The organism is Burkholderia sp. Bp8986 (assembly GCF_003854225.1).
Taxonomy (GTDB): domain Bacteria; phylum Pseudomonadota; class Gammaproteobacteria; order Burkholderiales; family Burkholderiaceae; genus Burkholderia.
Genome location: NZ_QTQM01000025.1, coordinates 79777 through 96654 on the forward strand (window position 1 = coordinate 79777; position 16878 = coordinate 96654).

The following is a 16878-nucleotide window of genomic DNA, read 5'->3' on the forward strand; positions in this document are numbered from 1 at the left end:
GGTTTGCTTCGCCAGATCCAACCTGACGGCCGGTTTCCGGTGCGTTAATGACAAGATAGTGACGAGACAGACACGATGTCGAAACAACGAACGAAGCGAGTGATCGGCAACTGGAAGATGCACGGCCGGCTGGCCGGCAACCAGGCATTGCTGAACGAAGTGGTGCAGGGCGCAGGCGCGGTGGCGGCCGAGACGTCGATCGGCGTGTGCGTGCCGTTCCCGTATCTCGCGCAGGTTCAGGCGCAGCTCGCCGGCGGCCGTGTCGCGTTCGGCGCGCAGGACGTGTCCGCGCACGAGCAGGGCGCGTTCACCGGTGAAGTGGCGGCCGCGATGGTGGCGGAGTTCGGCGCGCAGTATGCGATCGTCGGTCACTCGGAGCGCCGCGCGTATCACGGCGAGCGCAGCGAAACCGTCGCTGCGAAGACGCAGCGCGCGCTCGCGGCAGGCCTCACGCCCGTCGTGTGCGTCGGTGAAACGCTCGACGAGCGCGAAGCGGGTGCGACCGAGCAGGTGGTCGGTGCGCAGCTCGACGCCGTGCTGGCCGTGCTGACGGCCGACGAAGCGGCGCGCATCGTCGTCGCGTACGAGCCGGTCTGGGCGATCGGCACGGGCAAGAGCGCGACGTCGGCGCAGGCGCAGGACGTACACGCATTCCTGCGTGCGCGTCTCGCGGCGAAGGGGGCGGCGGACGTATCGGTGCTGTACGGCGGCAGCGTGAAGCCGGACAACGCGGAAGAGCTGTTCGCACAGCCGGACATCGACGGCGGCCTGATCGGCGGCGCGTCGCTGAAGGCGGAAGATTTCCTGGCGATCTGCCGGGCCGCGCGTTGAGCGGTCCGCGGTCGAATTGAACCATGATGGCGGCCGGTCGGTCCGGTCGCCTGATCCAATCGGGTGGGTGTGATGCTGTTATTCAAGACGCTGATTATTGTCGTGCAGGTACTGTCTGCACTGGGTGTGATCGGGCTGGTGCTGCTGCAGCACGGCAAGGGTGCCGACATGGGCGCTGCATTCGGCAGCGGCGCGTCGGGCAGCCTGTTCGGTGCGACGGGCTCCGCGAACTTTCTGTCGCGCACGACGGGCATTCTCGCGACGATCTTTTTCGTCGCGACGCTCGCACTGACGTATCTCGGTTCGTACAAGTCGACGCCGTCGGCCGGCGTGCTCGGCACGGCAGCGACCGCGCCGGCATCGGCACCTGCAGCATCGGCACCGGCAGTCGCGGCGTCCGCCGCGGTTGCGGGGTCGGCCGCAAGCGCGCCGGGCCAGGACGTCCCGAAATAAAAAGTTAAATTTTTTGCGGTTGTGCGTTGAACAAATCTGGAACTCGGGTTAGAATTTAATTCTTGAAGCGATTCGCGGGAAACGAGCAGTACAACCCGAGTTGCATGCAGTGCCGACGTGGTGAAATTGGTAGACACGCTATCTTGAGGGGGTAGTGGCGAAAGCTGTGCGAGTTCGAGTCTCGCCGTCGGCACCAAAGTTACTCAATGCCAGCCGCTTCTAGTGGCTGGCATTTTTCATTTGTGGGGTGTGCCTTGCGATTGTCTTGTGATTGCACGCACTCCGAAATGATTCCTTCCGCCGGAAGTGGTATTCTCCGGACGCTCAGAACCAACCGATAGAGGATTGCCTTGAACCTCGCAGCCTATTACCCCGTCTTGTTGTTCCTCCTCGTGGGCACTGGTTTAGGTATAGCGCTGGTCAGCATCGGCAAGCTCCTTGGTCCCAACAAGCCGGACGTCGAGAAGAACGCACCGTACGAGTGCGGCTTCGAAGCCTTTGAAGACGCCCGGATGAAATTCGACGTCCGGTACTATCTCGTCGCCATCCTGTTCATCATCTTCGATCTCGAAACCGCATTCCTGTTTCCGTGGGGCGTCGCGCTCCGGGACATCGGCTGGCCGGGTTTCATCGCAATGATGATTTTTCTGCTCGAATTCCTGCTGGGCTTTGCCTATATCTGGAAGAAAGGCGGCCTCGACTGGGAGTGATGGGTTAATCGCCGGTTTGCATGGGCGGCCACGCTGGGCCGCTCGTCTGGAGTGGAAAGCAAATGAGTATCGAAGGGGTCTTGAAGGAAGGGTTTGTCACCACGACGGCTGACAAGCTGATCAACTGGACGCGTACCGGCTCGCTGTGGCCGATGACGTTCGGGCTCGCGTGTTGCGCCGTCGAGATGATGCATGCGGGCGCGGCCCGTTACGACCTGGACCGGTTCGGGGTCGTGTTCCGTCCGAGCCCGCGTCAGTCGGACGTGATGATCGTCGCCGGCACGCTGTGCAACAAGATGGCGCCCGCGCTGCGCCGCGTGTACGACCAGATGGCCGAGCCGCGCTGGGTGATCTCGATGGGGTCGTGCGCGAACGGTGGTGGCTACTACCACTACTCGTACTCGGTGGTCCGCGGTTGCGACCGGATCGTGCCGGTCGACGTCTACGTGCCGGGCTGTCCGCCCACGGCCGAGGCGCTGGTCTACGGCGTGATCCAGCTTCAGGCGAAGATCCGCCGCACCAACACCATCGCCCGTCAATAAAGCCCCGAGCGTCCCCTCAATATGGCAAGCAAAATCGAGACCCTCAAGGCCAACCTCGAAGCCGCGCTCGGCGCGCGCGTGGTGAGCCTCACCGAAGCGATCGGTGAACTGACGCTCGTCGTGAAGGCGAGCGATTACCTCGAAGTCGCAAAGACGCTGCGCGACGATCCGAAGCTCCGTTTCGAGCAGCTGATCGACCTGTGCGGCATCGACTATCAAACGTACGGCGACGGCGCCTACGACGGCCCGCGTTTCGCGGCCGTGTCGCAGCTGCTGTCGGTCACGAACAACTGGCGCCTGCGCCTGCGCGTGTTCGCGCCGGACGACGATCTGCCGATCGTGGCGTCGCTCGTCGACATCTGGACCTCCGCAAACTGGTACGAGCGCGAAGCGTTCGACCTGTACGGCCTCGTGTTCGAGGGTCACCCCGACCTGCGCCGCATCCTCACCGACTACGGCTTCATCGGCCATCCGTTCCGCAAGGACTTCCCGGTGTCGGGCTATGTCGAAATGCGTTACGACCCGGAAGAGAAGCGGGTCGTCTACCAGCCGGTGACGATCGAGCCGCGCGAAATCACGCCGCGCGTGATCCGCGAGGATCGCTATGGCGGTCTGAAACATTAAGGGGGCGTCATGGCAGAAATCAAGAACTACACCCTCAACTTCGGCCCGCAGCACCCGGCAGCGCACGGCGTGCTGCGCCTGGTGCTCGAGCTCGACGGCGAAGTCATCCAGCGTGCCGATCCGCACATCGGCCTGCTGCACCGCGCGACCGAAAAGCTCGCGGAAAGCAAGACCTTCATCCAGTCCGTGCCGTACATGGACCGTCTCGACTACGTGTCGATGATGGTCAACGAGCACGGCTACGTGCTCGCGATCGAGCGCCTGCTCGGCATCGACGTGCCGGAGCGCGCGCAGTACATCCGCGTGCTGTTCGACGAGATCACCCGCGTGCTGAACCACCTGATGTGGATCGGCGCGCACGCACTCGACGTCGGCGCGATGGCCGTGTTCCTGTACGCATTCCGCGAGCGCGAAGACCTGATGGACGTGTACGAAGCGGTGTCCGGTGCCCGGATGCACGCGGCGTACTACCGTCCGGGCGGCGTCTATCGCGACCTGCCTGACGCAATGCCGCAATACAAGGCGTCGAAGATTCGCAACGAGAAGGCGCTCGCGAAGATGAACGAAGCGCGCAGCGGCTCGGTGCTCGACTTCATCGACGACTTCTTCACGCGCTTCCCGAAGTGCGTCGACGAATACGAAACGCTGCTGACCGACAACCGGATCTGGAAGCAGCGTCTGGTCGGGATCGGCGTCGTCAGCCCGGAGCGTGCGCTGCAGATGGGCCTGACGGGCCCGATGCTGCGCGGCTCGGGCATCGCCTGGGACCTGCGCAAGAAGCAGCCGTACGAAGTGTACGACCGCATGGATTTCGACGTGCCGGTCGGCGTGAACGGCGATTGCTACGACCGCTATCTGGTGCGCGTGGAAGAAATGCGCCAGTCGGTCCGTATCGCGAAACAGTGTATTGAGTGGCTCCGCAAGAATCCGGGCCCGGTGATGACCGACAATCACAAGGTTGCGCCGCCGTCGCGCGTCGGCATGAAGACCAACATGGAAGACTTGATTCACCACTTCAAGCTTTTCACCGAAGGTTTTCACGTGCCGGAAGGCGAGGCGTACGCGGCAGTCGAGCATCCGAAGGGCGAGTTCGGCATCTACCTCGTGTCGGACGGTGCCAACAAGCCGTATCGCCTCAAGATCCGCGCACCGGGCTTCGCGCACCTCGCGTCGCTCGACGAAATGGCGCGCGGTCACATGATTGCCGACGCCGTCACGATCATCGGTACGCAGGACATCGTGTTCGGCGAAATCGATCGCTAATGGTTGCGCCGCTTGCGCGAGCGGGCGGCGAGCAGTCAGTCACACGCGAAGTCACATGCGGTATGCGCCGAGCCGGCGCGGCTTCGCAAGCTGTCAACAGTGAGCGCCAGGTCTGCCGTCCATGCACAGCAGTGCGGCAGGTTGTTCGTTCGGTAGGAATTGAAAGAGTCGTGTCTGAAAATGATCTCAGCTGAAGGCCTGAAGGAAATCGATCGAGCGTTGACGAAGTATCCCGCCGATCAGAAACAGTCCGCCGTGATGTCGGCGTTGGCCGTCGCTCAGGAAGAGCACGGCTGGCTGTCGCCCGAACTGATGCAGTTCGTCGCGGACTATCTCGGCATGCCGGCCGTCGCCGTGCAGGAAGTCGCGACGTTCTACACGATGTACGAGCTCAAACCGGTCGGCAAGCACAAGATCACGCTCTGCACGAACCTGCCGTGCCAGCTTGGCCCGCACGGCGGCGCGGAGGCGACGGCCGACTACCTGAAACAGAAGCTGGGCATCGGCTTCGGCGAGACCACGCCCGACGGCAAGTTCACGCTGAAGGAAGGCGAATGCATGGGCTCGTGCGGCGATGCGCCGGTGCTGCTGGTGAACAATCACAGAATGTGCAGCTTCATGAGCCGCGAGAAGATCGACCAGCTGCTTGAGGAGCTCTCGAAATGACGTCCCTCCACGACCGTCACATCAAACCGCTGATCCTCGCTGGTCTGAACGGCGAGAACTGGCATCTCGAAGACTACGTTGCGCGCGGCGGCTACAAGCAGCTGCGCCGCATTCTCGAAGAAAAGATTCCGCCGGAGCAGGTGATTGCCGACGTGAAGGCGTCGGGCCTGCGTGGCCGTGGCGGTGCGGGCTTCCCGACCGGCCTGAAGTGGAGCTTCATGCCGCGCCAGTTCCCGGGACAGAAGTACCTCGTCTGCAACTCGGACGAAGGCGAGCCGGGCACGTTCAAGGATCGCGACATCCTGCGCTGGAACCCGCATGCGCTGATCGAAGGCATGGCCATCGGCGCGTACGCGATGGGCATCACCGTCGGCTACAACTACATTCACGGCGAAATCTTCGAAGTGTATCGACGCTTCGAGGCCGCGCTCGATGAGGCGCGCGCCGCGGGTTTCCTCGGCGACAACATCATGGGCTCGGAATTCTCATTCCAGCTGCACGCGCACCACGGTTACGGCGCGTACATCTGCGGCGAGGAAACGGCGCTGCTCGAGTCGCTCGAAGGCAAGAAGGGCCAGCCGCGCTTCAAGCCGCCGTTCCCGGCGAGCTTCGGCGTGTACGGCAAGCCGACCACGATCAACAACACCGAGACGTTTGCCGCGGTGCCGTTCCTGCTGTCCATCGGGCCGCAGAATTACCTCGAGATCGGCAAGCCGAACAACGGCGGCACGAAGATTTTCTCGGTGTCGGGCGACGTCGAGCGTCCGGGCAACTATGAAGTGCCGCTCGGCACGCCGTTCGCGACGCTGATGGAACTCGCCGGCGGGATGCGCGGCGGCCGCAAGATCAAGGCCGTGATTCCGGGCGGCTCGTCGGCGCCGGTGATCCCGGGTGACATCATGATGCAGACCGATCTCGATTACGACTCGATCGCGAAGGCGGGCTCGATGCTCGGCTCCGGCGCGGTGATCGTGATGGACGAGACGCGGTGCATGGTGCGTTCGCTGCTGCGCCTGTCGTACTTCTACTACGAGGAATCGTGCGGCCAGTGCACGCCGTGCCGTGAAGGCACCGGCTGGCTGTATCGCGTCGTGAATCGTATCGAGCACGGCGAAGGCCGCCAGGAAGATCTGGACCTGCTGAACTCGGTTGCCGAGAACATCATGGGCCGCACGATCTGCGCGCTCGGCGATGCGGCGGCGATGCCGGTTCGCGGGATGCTCAAGCATTACTGGGACGAATTCGCGTACCACGTCGAGCACAAGCACTGCATGGTCGGCGGCCACGCGCACGCGGCGGCAGCCTGAAGCGAAGCACCGGTTGCGGAATTTGAGCGCACGGTCGGGCGAAGGCGCGAACGGGCGGAAATAGGTTAAGGACCATTCACCATCATGGTTGAACTTGAAATAGACGGCAAGAAGGTCGAGGTGCCCGAAGGCAGCATGGTGATCCAGGCTGCGCACAAGGCGGATACGTACATTCCTCACTTCTGCTATCACAAGAAACTGTCGGTCGCGGCCAACTGCCGGATGTGTCTCGTCGAAGTCGAGAAGATGCCGAAGGCCGTGCCTGCCTGCGCGACGCCCGTGTCGGCCGGCATGATCGTGCACACGCAGTCCGACAAGGCCGTGAAGGCGCAGCAGTCGGTGATGGAATTCCTCCTCATCAACCATCCGCTCGACTGCCCGATCTGCGATCAGGGCGGCGAATGCCAGCTGCAGGATCTGGCGGTCGGCTACGGCAAGTCGTCGTCGCGCTACTCGGAAGAGAAGCGCGTGGTGTTCCACAAGAACGTGGGCCCGCTGATCTCGATGGAAGAAATGTCGCGCTGCATCCACTGCACGCGCTGCGTCCGCTTCGGCCAGGAAATCGCCGGCGTGATGGAGCTCGGCATGCTGGGCCGCGGCGAGCACTCGGAAATCACGACGTTCGTCGGCAAGACGGTCGACTCCGAACTGTCGGGCAACATGATCGACCTGTGCCCGGTCGGCGCGCTGACCAGCAAGCCGTTCCGCTACAGCGCCCGTACGTGGGAACTGTCGCGCCGCAAGTCGGTGAGCCCGCACGATTCCGTCGGCGCGAACCTCGTCGTGCAGGTGAAGAACAACCGCGTGATGCGCGTGCTGCCGTTCGAGAACGAAGCGATCAACGAATGCTGGATTTCGGACAAGGATCGTTTCTCGTACGAAGGCCTGAACAGTGAAGAGCGCCTGACGAAGCCGATGCTGAAGCAGGGCGGCCAGTGGATCGAAACCGACTGGCAGACCGCGCTCGAATACGTCGCGAAGGGCCTGAAGGGCATCGCCGCGGATCACGGCGCGAATGCGCTGGCGATGCTCGCGAGCGCGCACAGCACCGCTGAAGAGCTGTTCCTCGTGAAGCAGCTCGCCAACGAACTGAAGACGCCGAACGTCGACTTCCGTCTGCGTCAGCAGGATTTCTCGGCGCCGGTCCAGGGCGCACCGTGGCTCGGCATGCCGATCGCCGACCTGTCGAACGTGGATGCCGCGTTCGTCGTCGGTTCGTTCCTGCGCCGTGACCACCCGCTGTTCGCCGCACGCCTGCGCCAGGCCGCGAAGAACGGCGCGAAGCTGCACTTCCTGCACGCGACCGCCGACGACTCGCTGATCCCGACCGCGAAGCGCATCGTCGCCGCGCCGTCGGCATGGCTCGACGAACTGGCCGGCGTGGCCGCAGCCGTCGCACAACTGCGCGGCATCGCGCTGCCGGACGCGCTCGCGGGCGTCGCCGCATCGCCGGCTGCGCAAGCGGTCGCCCAGTCGCTCGCGAACGGCGAGCGCCGCGCGGTGCTGCTCGGCAACGCAGCCGTCCGTCATCCGCAATTCGCGAAGCTGCACGCCGTCGCACAGTGGATCGCCGACAACACCGGCGCCACGTTCGGCTTCCTGACGGAAGCGGCGAACACGGTCGGCGCGCACGTCGTCGGCGCACTGCCGGGCGAAGGCGGCCTGAACGCACGCGAAGCGTTCGCGCAGCCGCGCAAGGGTTACGTGCTGCTGAACGTCGAACCGGAATTCGACACGGTCGATCCGGCGCAGGCGCTTGCCGCGCTGAACCAGGCCGAGATGGTCGTCGTGATGTCGCCGTTCAAGCACGGCCTCGATTACGCCGACGTGCTGCTGCCGATCGCGCCGTTCACGGAAACGGCCGGTACGTACGTGAACGCGGAAGGCTCGGTGCAGAGCTTCAACGGCGTCGTACGCCCGCTCGGCGACACGCGTCCGGCGTGGAAGGTGCTGCGCGTGCTCGGCAGCCTGCTCGGCCTGCCGAACTTCGAATACGAAACGGCCGAAGAAGTGCGTCTCGCGGCGCTCGGCGACGCAGGCGTCGCGAACCGTCTGTCGAATCAGGCGTCGGCCGCACCGGCCCGCGTCGCGGCAACTGCCGCGAACGGCGGCTTCGAGCGCCTCGCCGACGTGCCGATCTATCATGCCGACGCACTCGTGCGCCGCGCAGGTGCGCTGCACCTGACGGCCGCCGCGAAGGTAGCGAACGCCGCAGCCCTGCCGGCCGCGCTGTTCGACAAGCTGGGCTTGAAGGAAGGCGACGCGGTGCGCGTGCGCCAGGGCGAGCGTGCGGTGCAGTTGCCGGCCGTGCGTGACGCGAATCTTGCGGAGACGGTCGTTCGCGTGTCGGCGGCAACGCCTGCCGGCGCAGCGCTCGGCAGCCTGTCCGGTGAACTGGTGGTGGAGAAGGCGTAAATGAGCTTGTTCGATACGATCAACGCGGGCGGCGCCCAGGTTCTCGGCGTCGCGTGGCCGACGGTGTGGGCAATCGTGCGCATCCTCGTCGTCTCCGTCGTCATCCTGCTGTGCGTCGCGTACCTGATTCTGTGGGAACGCAAGCTGATCGGCTGGATGCACGTGCGTCTCGGCCCGAACCGCGTCGGCCCCGCCGGCCTGTTGCAGCCGATCGCCGACGTGCTGAAGCTGCTGCTGAAGGAGGTGATTCAGCCGAGCGCCGCCAGCCGCTGGCTGTACCTGATCGCACCGGTCATGACCGTCGTGCCGGCGTTCGCCGTGTGGGCGGTGATCCCGTTCCAGGCCGAAGCCGTGCTCGCGAACGTGAACGCGGGCCTGCTGTACGCGATGGCGATCTCGTCGATCGGCGTGTACGCGGTGATTCTCGCCGGCTGGGCATCGAACTCGAAGTACGCGTTCCTCGGCGCGATGCGCGCCGCGGCGCAGATGGTCTCGTACGAAATCTCGATGGGCTTCGCGCTGGTGCTCGTGCTGATGACGGCCGGCAGCCTGAACCTGTCGGAAATCGTCGGCTCGCAGCAGCACGGCTTCTTCGCCGGCCACGGCGTGAACTTCCTGTCGTGGAACTGGCTGCCGCTGCTGCCGGCGTTCGTCGTCTACTTCGTGTCCGGCATCGCCGAAACGAACCGTCACCCGTTCGACGTGGTGGAAGGGGAGTCGGAGATCGTCGCGGGTCACATGATCGATTACTCGGGCATGGCGTTCGCGCTGTTCTTCCTCGCCGAGTACATCAACATGATCGTGATCTCGGCACTGGCCTCGACGCTGTTCCTCGGCGGCTGGGACGCACCGTTCGAATTCCTGTCGTTCATTCCGGGCATCTTCTGGCTGGTGCTGAAGGTATTCGCGCTGCTGTCGGTGTTCATCTGGGTGCGCGCGACGTTCCCGCGCTACCGTTACGACCAGATCATGCGTCTGGGCTGGAAGGTGTTCCTGCCCGTCACGGTGATCTGGGTGGTCGTGGTCGGCTTCTGGATGATGTCGCCGCTCAACATCTGGGTGAAGTAAAGATCGGACGAAATCATGACGGCAATCCAACACTTCTTTAAGACCTTCTTCCTGACGGAGCTGCTGAAGGGGCTCGCGCTGACCGGTCGTTACACGTTCCGGCGCAAGTTCACCGTGCAGTTCCCGGAAGAGAAGACCCCGATTTCGCCGCGGTTCCGCGGGCTGCATGCGCTGCGCCGCTACGAAAACGGTGAAGAGCGCTGCATCGCGTGCAAGCTCTGCGAGGCCGTGTGTCCCGCGATGGCGATCACGATCGAATCGGAAACGCGCGCGGACAACACGCGCCGCACGACGCGCTACGACATCGACCTGACGAAGTGCATCTTCTGCGGTTTCTGCGAAGAAAGTTGCCCGGTCGATTCGATCGTCGAGACGCAGATTCTCGAATATCACGGCGAAAAGCGCGGCGACCTGTATTTCACGAAGGAAATGCTGCTCGCGGTGGGCGATCGCTACGAGAAGGACATCGCTGCGGCGAAGGCCGCCGACGCGCCGTATCGTTGATTGTGTTTGCAGTGCCGGCCCGGCATGAACGGGCCGAGCCGCCGCGACGGGTGCGGCACGCGAGAGCGTCCCGCAAGCCGCGCCTGACTATGGCCTAACGATGAACCGGTAATCATGGAATTCACGACCGTACTGTTCTACATCTTCGCGCTGCTCCTGGTGGTATCAGGGCTGAAGGTGATCACTTCGCGCAACCCGGTGGCGTCTGCGCTTTTCCTTGTGCTGGCGTTCTTCAACGCCGCCGCGATCTGGATGCTGCTGGAAGCGGAGTTCCTCGCGATCCTGCTGGTGCTGGTGTACGTGGGCGCCGTGATGGTGCTGTTCCTGTTCGTCGTGATGATGCTGGACATCAACATCGACTACCTGCGCCGCGACTTCAAGCGCTTCGTGCCGATGGCGACCGTCGTCGGCGCGATCATCGTGGTCGAGACCGCGCTGATCCTGTGGCGCGGCTACGGCGACACGCACACCGTGCACGCGATGGCGACGGGCGCGATGGCCGACTGGTCGAACACGCGTCTGATCGGCAAGGTGATCTACACCGACTACATCTTCGCGTTTGAAATCGCCGGCCTGGTGCTGCTGGTCGCGATCATTGCCGCGATCGGGCTGACCGAGCGCAAGGGCAAGGACAGCAAGCGCCAGCGCGTGTCGGATCAGGTCAAGGTGCGCCGCGACGACCGCGTGCGCCTCGTGAAGATGGAAGCGGACAAGCCGCAGCCGGAAACGGCGCAGAGCGAAGCCGGTACGAGCACCAACGGCTAAGCGGAGGAAAGGAAAACCATGCTGACTCTTGCTCATTACCTCGTGCTCGGCGCGATCCTCTTTGCGATCGCGATCGTCGGGATCTTCCTGAACCGCCGCAACATCATCATCATCCTGATGGCGATCGAACTGATGCTGCTGGCGGTGAACACCAACTTCGTCGCGTTCTCGCACTACCTCGGCGACGTGCACGGCCAGATCTTCGTGTTCTTCGTGCTGACCGTCGCCGCAGCGGAAGCCGCGATCGGTCTCGCGATTCTGGTGACCCTGTTCCGTAAGCTCGACACGATCAATGTCGAGGATCTCGATCAGCTCAAAGGTTAATTTCAGGCAACGCTGTTATGTCAACGACACTCAATGAAAACCTGCTGCTGGCGATTCCGCTCGCTCCGCTGGCCGGCTCGCTGATTGCGGGGCTGTTCGGGAACGCAGTCGGGCGCAAGGGCGCACACCGGATCACGATCCTCGGCGTAATGATCGCGTTCCTCCTGTCGGCGAAAGTCTTCGCCGACGTCGTGATGGGCGGCGCGAGCTTCAACGCGACCGTCTACGAATGGATGCGGGTCGGCTCGCTGAAGCTCGAAGTCGGCTTCCTCGTCGATTCGATGACGGCGATGATGATGGTCGTCGTGACCTTCGTGTCGCTGATGGTGCACGTCTACACGATCGGCTACATGCAGGAAGAGGACGGCTACCAGCGCTTCTTCTCGTACATCTCGCTGTTCACGTTCTCGATGCTGATGCTCGTGATGAGCAACAACTTCCTGCAGCTGTTCTTCGGCTGGGAAGCGGTGGGTCTGGTGTCGTACCTGCTGATCGGCTTCTACTTCACGCGTGAGAGCGCGATCTACGCGAACATGAAGGCGTTCCTCGTGAATCGCGTGGGCGACTTCGGCTTCCTGCTCGGCATCGGCCTGCTGCTCGCGTTCGCGGGTTCGATGAACTACGGCGAAGTGTTCGCGAAGCGTGCCGAACTCGCCAGCCTGCACTTCCCGGGCACCGACTGGGGCCTGCTGACCGTCGCCTGTATCTGCCTGTTCATCGGCGCGATGGGTAAATCGGCACAGTTCCCGCTGCACGTGTGGCTGCCCGACTCGATGGAAGGCCCGACCCCGATCTCCGCGCTGATTCACGCGGCGACGATGGTGACCGCCGGCATCTTCATGGTGTCGCGCATGTCGCCGCTGTTCGAACTGTCGGATACCGCGCTGTCGTTCATCACGGTGATCGGCGCGATCACGGCGCTGTTCATGGGTTTCCTCGGCATCATCCAGAACGACATCAAGCGCGTGGTCGCGTATTCGACGCTGTCGCAGCTCGGCTACATGACCGTCGCGCTCGGCGTATCCGCGTACCCGGTCGCGCTGTTCCACCTGATGACGCACGCGTTCTTCAAGGCGCTGCTGTTCCTCGGTGCGGGCTCGGTGATCATCGGCATGCACCACGACCAGGACATCCGCAACATGGGCGGCCTGCGCAAGTACATGCCGATCACGTGGATCACGTCGTTGATCGGCTCGCTCGCACTGATCGGCACGCCGTTCTTCTCCGGCTTCTACTCGAAGGATTCGATCATCGAGGCCGTGAAGGAATCGCATCTCGCGGGTTCGGGCTTCGCGTACTTCGCAGTGGTCGCAAGCGTGTTCGTGACGGCGCTGTACTCGTTCCGCATGTACTTCCTCGTGTTCCACGGCGAAGAGCGCTTCCGCAACCCGAAGCATCCTGAATCGCCGATGGGCATGGCGGCCGCGCACGGCCACGACGATCACGGCCACGGCCACGGTCACGACGACCACGCGCACGAACCGCACGAGACCCCGTGGGTCGTGTGGCTGCCGCTCGTGCTGCTCGCGATTCCGTCGGTCATCATCGGTGCGATCGCGATCGGCCCGATGCTGTACGGCAGCTTCTTCGAACATGGCGTGGCATTCGACAAGGTGATCTTCATCGGCGAAAACCACCCGGGCCTCGAAGAGCTGGGCAAGGAATTCCACGGCTGGGCCGCGATGGGCCTGCACTCGCTGACGACGCTGCCGTTGTGGCTCGCGATTGCCGGCGTCGTGGTCGCGTGGTTCCTGTACCTGAAGCGTCCTGAGCTGCCTGCCGTGATCCGCCGCGCGTTCGGCCCGATCTACACGCTGCTCGACAACAAGTACTACATGGACAAGATCAACGAAGTGGTGTTCGCCCGTGGTTCGGTGGCGATCGGCCGCGGCCTGTGGAAGGAAGGCGACGTCGTCGTGATCGACGGCCTCGTCAACGGCAGCGCCAAGTTCATCGGCTGGTTCGCCGGCGTGATCCGCTTCCTCCAATCCGGTTACATCTATCACTACGCGTTCGCCATGATCATCGGCATGCTGGGGCTCCTGACCCTGTTTGTAACGCTCGGCGGCAAATAAGGCGAGGGGACAAGAACAATGCACGCTTTTCCGATTCTCAGTACCGCGATCTGGTTGCCGATCGTTTTCGGCCTCCTGGTACTCGCGGTAGGTAACGACAAAAATCCGGGGACGGCCCGCTGGGTCGCGCTGATCGGCTCGCTGCTCGGTCTCGCGGTCACGGTCCCGCTGATCACGGGCTTCGACTCGAGCACGGCTGCGCTGCAGTTCGTCGAGCAGTCGACCTGGATCGAACGCTTCAAGATCTCGTACCACCTCGGCGTCGACGGCATCTCGATGTGGTTCGTCGTGCTGACCGCGCTGATCACGGTGATCGTCGTGATCGCCGCGTGGGAAGTGATCACCGAGAACGTCGCGCAGTACCTCGCGGCCTTCCTGATCCTGTCCGGGATCATGATCGGCGTGTTCTCGGCGGCTGACGGCCTGCTGTTCTACGTGTTCTTCGAGGCGACCCTGATCCCGATGTACATCATCATCGGCGTGTGGGGCGGCCCGAACCGCGTGTACGCGGCGTTCAAGTTCTTCCTGTACACGCTGGCCGGCTCGCTGCTGATGCTGGTCGCGCTGATCTACCTGTACACGCAGACGCATTCGTTCGACCTCGCGACGTGGCAGGGCGCCAAGATCGCGATGACGCCGCAGATCCTGCTGTTCATCGCCTTCTTCCTCGCGTTCGCGGTGAAGGTGCCGATGTGGCCGGTGCACACCTGGCTGCCGGACGCGCACGTGGAAGCGCCGACGGGCGGCTCGGTCGTGCTGGCGGCGATCATGCTGAAGCTCGGCGCATACGGTTTCCTGCGCTTCTCGCTGCCGATCACGCCTGACGCAAGCCACTTCCTGGCACCGGTCGTGATCACGCTGTCGCTGATCGCGGTGATCTACATCGGTCTCGTCGCGATGGTGCAGGCCGACATGAAGAAGCTGGTCGCGTATTCGTCGATCGCGCACATGGGCTTCGTCACGCTCGGCTTCTTCATCTTCAACCAGCTTGGCGTCGAAGGCGCGATCGTCCAGATGATCTCGCACGGCTTCGTGTCGGGCGCGATGTTCCTGTGCATCGGCGTGCTGTACGACCGCGTGCACTCGCGTCAGATCGCCGATTACGGCGGCGTCGTGAACGTGATGCCGAAGTTCGCGGCATTCGCGATGCTGTTCTCGATGGCCAACTGCGGCCTGCCGGGCACCTCGGGTTTCGTCGGCGAGTTCATGGTGATTCTCGCGGCCGTCCAGTACAACTTCTGGATCGCATTCGGCGCGGCATTCACGCTGATCCTCGGCGCGGCCTACACGCTGTGGATGTACAAGCGCGTGTACTTCGGCGCGGTCGCGAACGATCACGTTGCCAAGCTGAAGGACATCGGCCGTCGCGAATTCGTGATGCTGGCGGTGCTCGCCGCGTTCACGATGCTGATGGGCCTGTATCCGAAGCCTTTCACCGACGTGATGCACGTTTCCGTGGAAAACCTCCTCTCCCAAGTCGCGCAGTCGAAGCTGCCGCTGGCCCAGTAATCGCGAGCGGAGGAACTCAAGATCATGAACGCTCCTATGAATGTCCTGTTGCCTGACGCGCTGGTGATGGTCGCCATCGTCGTCGCATGGCTGAACGACACCTTTACCGGTGCCGCTGGCCGCCGCCTGACCTATCTGATCGCGGTGGTTTCGTCGGTCGTCGCCGGCGTGTGGTTCGCGGTGCAGGCGCTCGACCCGCAGCCGTACTACTTCTTCTCGCGGATGGTCGTCGTCGACTCGTTCGCGAGCATGATGAAGGCCGTCGTGTCGATCGGCTTCGCGGTCTCGCTCGTCTATTCGCGCAAGTACCTCGAAGACCGCGACATGTTCCGCGGCGACGTGTTCCTGCTGGGCATGTTCTCGCTGCTCGGTCAGCTGGTGATGGTGTCGGGCAACAACTTCCTGACGCTGTACCTCGGCCTCGAACTGATGTCGCTGTCGCTGTACGCGGTCATCGCGCTGCGCCGCGATGCCGCGCAGTCGAGCGAAGCCGCGATGAAGTACTACGTGCTGGGCGCGCTCGCATCGGGCTTCGTGCTGTACGGCATCTCGATGCTCTACGGCGCGACCGGCTCGCTCGAGCTGGGCGAGGTGTACAAGGCGGTCGGCGGCAACACCGACGCGGCCGTGCTGATGTTCGGCGTGATCTTCATCGTCGCCGGTATCGCGTTCAAGCTCGGCGCCGTGCCGTTCCACATGTGGGTGCCGGACGTCTACCAGGGCGCACCGACCGCGATGACGCTGTTCGTCGGCGGCGGCCCGAAGGTTGCCGCGTTCGCGTGGGGCCTGCGTTTCCTGGTGATGGGCCTGCTGCCGCTCGCACAGAACTGGCAGACCGCGCTCGTGATCCTCGCCGCGCTGTCGCTGATCGTCGGTAACATCACCGGTATCGTCCAGCGCAACATCAAGCGGATGCTCGCGTATTCGGCGATCTCGAACATGGGCTTCGTGCTGCTCGGCCTGCTCGCCGGCATCGTGAAGGGCGACGCGGCCGCACCGGCGAACGCATACAGCTCGGCGATGTTCTACGCGATCGTCTACCTGATCACGACGCTCGGCTCGTTCGGCGTGGTGATGCTGCTCGCACGCCGCGATTTCGAAGCGGAAACGATCGACGACTTCAAGGGCCTCAACAAGCGCAGCCCGGTGTTCGCGTTCGTGATGATGGTCATGATGTTCTCGCTGGCAGGTATCCCGCCGACCGTCGGCTTCTACGCGAAGCTCGCGGTGCTCGAGGCGACCGTCAATGCGGGGCTCACGTGGCTGGCCGTGCTGGCCGTGATCACGTCGCTGTTCGGCGCGTTCTACTACCTGCGCATCGTCAAGCTGATGTACTTCGATGCACCGCAGGATACGACTCCGGTCACCGGCGATTTCTGCAAGCGCACGATCCTCGTGCTGAACGGCCTCGCGGTCGTCGTGCTCGGCCTGATCCCGAGCCCGCTGCTGACGGCCTGCCTGCAGGCGATTCGTCACACGCTGCCGCTGTAATGTCGGCAGCCGGCTGGTTCATCGTGCTGTTGGCGCTAGTCTGCGCCAACCTGCCGTTCCTGAACCAACGCCTCTTCGCCGTCGTGCCGATCGGTGCGACGAAGAAGAACGCGTGGGTTCGGATCGGCGAGCTGATCGTGCTGTATTTCGTCGTCGGCGCGCTCGGCTTCTGGCTCGAGTCGCGCGCCGGCAACCGCTTCGAACAGGGCTGGCAGTTTTACGCGATCACGTTCAGTCTCTTTGTCGTGTTCGCGTTCCCCGGCTTCACGTTCCAGTATCTCGTCAAACGACGCTGACGGCTTCGGCCGTCGCGCTCATTCTTGGAGCCGCC

General features: G+C 63.5%; 17 protein-coding genes and 1 tRNA gene. All 18 read left to right on the plus strand.

Going from position 1 to position 16878, the window contains the following annotated elements; translation table 11 throughout:
• The first annotated feature begins 75 nt into the window (after positions 1–75).
• The 18 genes from tpiA to DID99_RS22135 all read left to right on the plus strand — a co-directional run bounded on the left by tpiA (position 76) and on the right by DID99_RS22135 (position 16843).
• On the plus strand, positions 76–831 hold the full coding sequence (gene tpiA, locus DID99_RS22050; protein ID WP_124522488.1) for a triose-phosphate isomerase: 756 nt from the start codon (positions 76–78) through the stop codon (positions 829–831).
• Positions 832–903: 72 nt separating this feature from the next.
• On the plus strand, positions 904–1284 hold the full coding sequence (secG, locus tag DID99_RS22055) for a preprotein translocase subunit SecG (protein WP_042977371.1): 381 nt from the start codon (positions 904–906) through the stop codon (positions 1282–1284).
• A gap of 111 nt (positions 1285–1395) precedes the next feature.
• A tRNA-Leu gene (locus DID99_RS22060) sits at positions 1396–1480 on the plus strand.
• 154 nt (positions 1481–1634) lie between these two features.
• Positions 1635–1994 carry an NADH-quinone oxidoreductase subunit A gene (locus DID99_RS22065; protein WP_006398798.1) on the plus strand — a complete coding sequence of 120 codons (360 nt, stop codon included), beginning with the start codon at positions 1635–1637 and terminating at the stop codon, positions 1992–1994.
• Positions 1995–2056: 62 nt separating this feature from the next.
• Positions 2057–2536 carry an NADH-quinone oxidoreductase subunit B family protein gene (locus tag DID99_RS22070; protein ID WP_006398799.1) on the plus strand — a complete coding sequence of 160 codons (480 nt, stop codon included), beginning with the start codon at positions 2057–2059 and terminating at the stop codon, positions 2534–2536.
• Positions 2537–2557: 21 nt separating this feature from the next.
• Positions 2558–3160, plus strand: coding sequence for an NADH-quinone oxidoreductase subunit C (locus DID99_RS22075; protein WP_044844664.1), 603 nt, complete (start codon positions 2558–2560; stop codon positions 3158–3160).
• Positions 3161–3169: 9 nt separating this feature from the next.
• Positions 3170–4423 carry an NADH-quinone oxidoreductase subunit D gene (locus DID99_RS22080; protein ID WP_044844663.1) on the plus strand — a complete coding sequence of 418 codons (1254 nt, stop codon included), beginning with the start codon at positions 3170–3172 and terminating at the stop codon, positions 4421–4423.
• A 180-nt stretch (positions 4424–4603) separates the two neighbouring features.
• Complete coding sequence (nuoE, locus tag DID99_RS22085) at positions 4604–5089, plus strand: NADH-quinone oxidoreductase subunit NuoE (RefSeq protein ID WP_006478266.1); 486 nt, start codon at positions 4604–4606, stop codon at positions 5087–5089.
• Positions 5086–6396, plus strand: coding sequence for an NADH-quinone oxidoreductase subunit NuoF (gene nuoF / locus DID99_RS22090; protein WP_006756904.1), 1311 nt, complete (start codon positions 5086–5088; stop codon positions 6394–6396). The genes nuoE and nuoF overlap by 4 nt, the downstream gene beginning before the upstream one ends.
• An 84-nt stretch (positions 6397–6480) precedes the next feature.
• The gene (nuoG, locus tag DID99_RS22095) at positions 6481–8811 is read left to right on the plus strand and encodes an NADH-quinone oxidoreductase subunit NuoG (RefSeq protein WP_124571637.1); all 2331 of its coding nucleotides are present in this window, start codon (positions 6481–6483) and stop codon (positions 8809–8811) included.
• Positions 8812–9879 (plus strand): NADH-quinone oxidoreductase subunit NuoH, encoded by a 1068-nt coding sequence (gene nuoH, locus DID99_RS22100; protein ID WP_044844661.1) that lies wholly within the window; start codon positions 8812–8814, stop codon positions 9877–9879.
• Between the two features lie 15 nt (positions 9880–9894).
• The gene (gene nuoI / locus DID99_RS22105) at positions 9895–10383 is read left to right on the plus strand and encodes an NADH-quinone oxidoreductase subunit NuoI (protein WP_011885529.1); all 489 of its coding nucleotides are present in this window, start codon (positions 9895–9897) and stop codon (positions 10381–10383) included.
• A 114-nt stretch (positions 10384–10497) separates the two neighbouring features.
• A complete protein-coding gene (locus DID99_RS22110; RefSeq protein ID WP_044844660.1) occupies positions 10498–11148 on the plus strand; it encodes an NADH-quinone oxidoreductase subunit J in 651 nt (216 codons plus the stop codon).
• Between the two features lie 18 nt (positions 11149–11166).
• The gene (nuoK, locus tag DID99_RS22115; RefSeq protein ID WP_004185739.1) at positions 11167–11472 is read left to right on the plus strand and encodes an NADH-quinone oxidoreductase subunit NuoK; all 306 of its coding nucleotides are present in this window, start codon (positions 11167–11169) and stop codon (positions 11470–11472) included.
• A gap of 17 nt (positions 11473–11489) precedes the next feature.
• A complete protein-coding gene (gene nuoL / locus DID99_RS22120; protein WP_124487230.1) occupies positions 11490–13547 on the plus strand; it encodes an NADH-quinone oxidoreductase subunit L in 2058 nt (685 codons plus the stop codon).
• Between the two features lie 18 nt (positions 13548–13565).
• Complete coding sequence (locus DID99_RS22125; protein ID WP_044844658.1) at positions 13566–15056, plus strand: NADH-quinone oxidoreductase subunit M; 1491 nt, start codon at positions 13566–13568, stop codon at positions 15054–15056.
• A gap of 36 nt (positions 15057–15092) precedes the next feature.
• Complete coding sequence (gene nuoN, locus DID99_RS22130) at positions 15093–16547, plus strand: NADH-quinone oxidoreductase subunit NuoN (protein WP_185500423.1); 1455 nt, start codon at positions 15093–15095, stop codon at positions 16545–16547.
• Entirely contained in the window at positions 16547–16843 is a 297-nt protein-coding gene (locus DID99_RS22135; protein WP_044844656.1) for a DUF2818 family protein, read from the plus strand. Before nuoN ends, DID99_RS22135 begins: the two co-directional genes overlap by 1 nt.
• Positions 16844–16878 lie beyond the last annotated feature (35 nt).

Coding starts and splice junctions, on each gene's coding strand:
- nuoF (WP_006756904.1), top strand. CDS start 5,086: ATGACGTCCCTCCACGACCGTCACATCAAACCGCTGATCCTCGCTGGT.
- secG (WP_042977371.1), top strand. CDS start 904: ATGCTGTTATTCAAGACGCTGATTATTGTCGTGCAGGTACTGTCTGCA.
- DID99_RS22135 (WP_044844656.1), top strand. CDS start 16,547: ATGTCGGCAGCCGGCTGGTTCATCGTGCTGTTGGCGCTAGTCTGCGCC.
- nuoK (WP_004185739.1), top strand. CDS start 11,167: ATGCTGACTCTTGCTCATTACCTCGTGCTCGGCGCGATCCTCTTTGCG.
- DID99_RS22110 (WP_044844660.1), top strand. CDS start 10,498: ATGGAATTCACGACCGTACTGTTCTACATCTTCGCGCTGCTCCTGGTG.
- tpiA (WP_124522488.1), top strand. CDS start 76: ATGTCGAAACAACGAACGAAGCGAGTGATCGGCAACTGGAAGATGCAC.
- DID99_RS22070 (WP_006398799.1), top strand. CDS start 2,057: ATGAGTATCGAAGGGGTCTTGAAGGAAGGGTTTGTCACCACGACGGCT.
- DID99_RS22075 (WP_044844664.1), top strand. CDS start 2,558: ATGGCAAGCAAAATCGAGACCCTCAAGGCCAACCTCGAAGCCGCGCTC.
- nuoG (WP_124571637.1), top strand. CDS start 6,481: ATGGTTGAACTTGAAATAGACGGCAAGAAGGTCGAGGTGCCCGAAGGC.
- DID99_RS22125 (WP_044844658.1), top strand. CDS start 13,566: ATGCACGCTTTTCCGATTCTCAGTACCGCGATCTGGTTGCCGATCGTT.
- nuoE (WP_006478266.1), top strand. CDS start 4,604: ATGATCTCAGCTGAAGGCCTGAAGGAAATCGATCGAGCGTTGACGAAG.
- nuoN (WP_185500423.1), top strand. CDS start 15,093: ATGAATGTCCTGTTGCCTGACGCGCTGGTGATGGTCGCCATCGTCGTC.
- nuoH (WP_044844661.1), top strand. CDS start 8,812: ATGAGCTTGTTCGATACGATCAACGCGGGCGGCGCCCAGGTTCTCGGC.
- DID99_RS22080 (WP_044844663.1), top strand. CDS start 3,170: ATGGCAGAAATCAAGAACTACACCCTCAACTTCGGCCCGCAGCACCCG.
- nuoL (WP_124487230.1), top strand. CDS start 11,490: ATGTCAACGACACTCAATGAAAACCTGCTGCTGGCGATTCCGCTCGCT.
- nuoI (WP_011885529.1), top strand. CDS start 9,895: ATGACGGCAATCCAACACTTCTTTAAGACCTTCTTCCTGACGGAGCTG.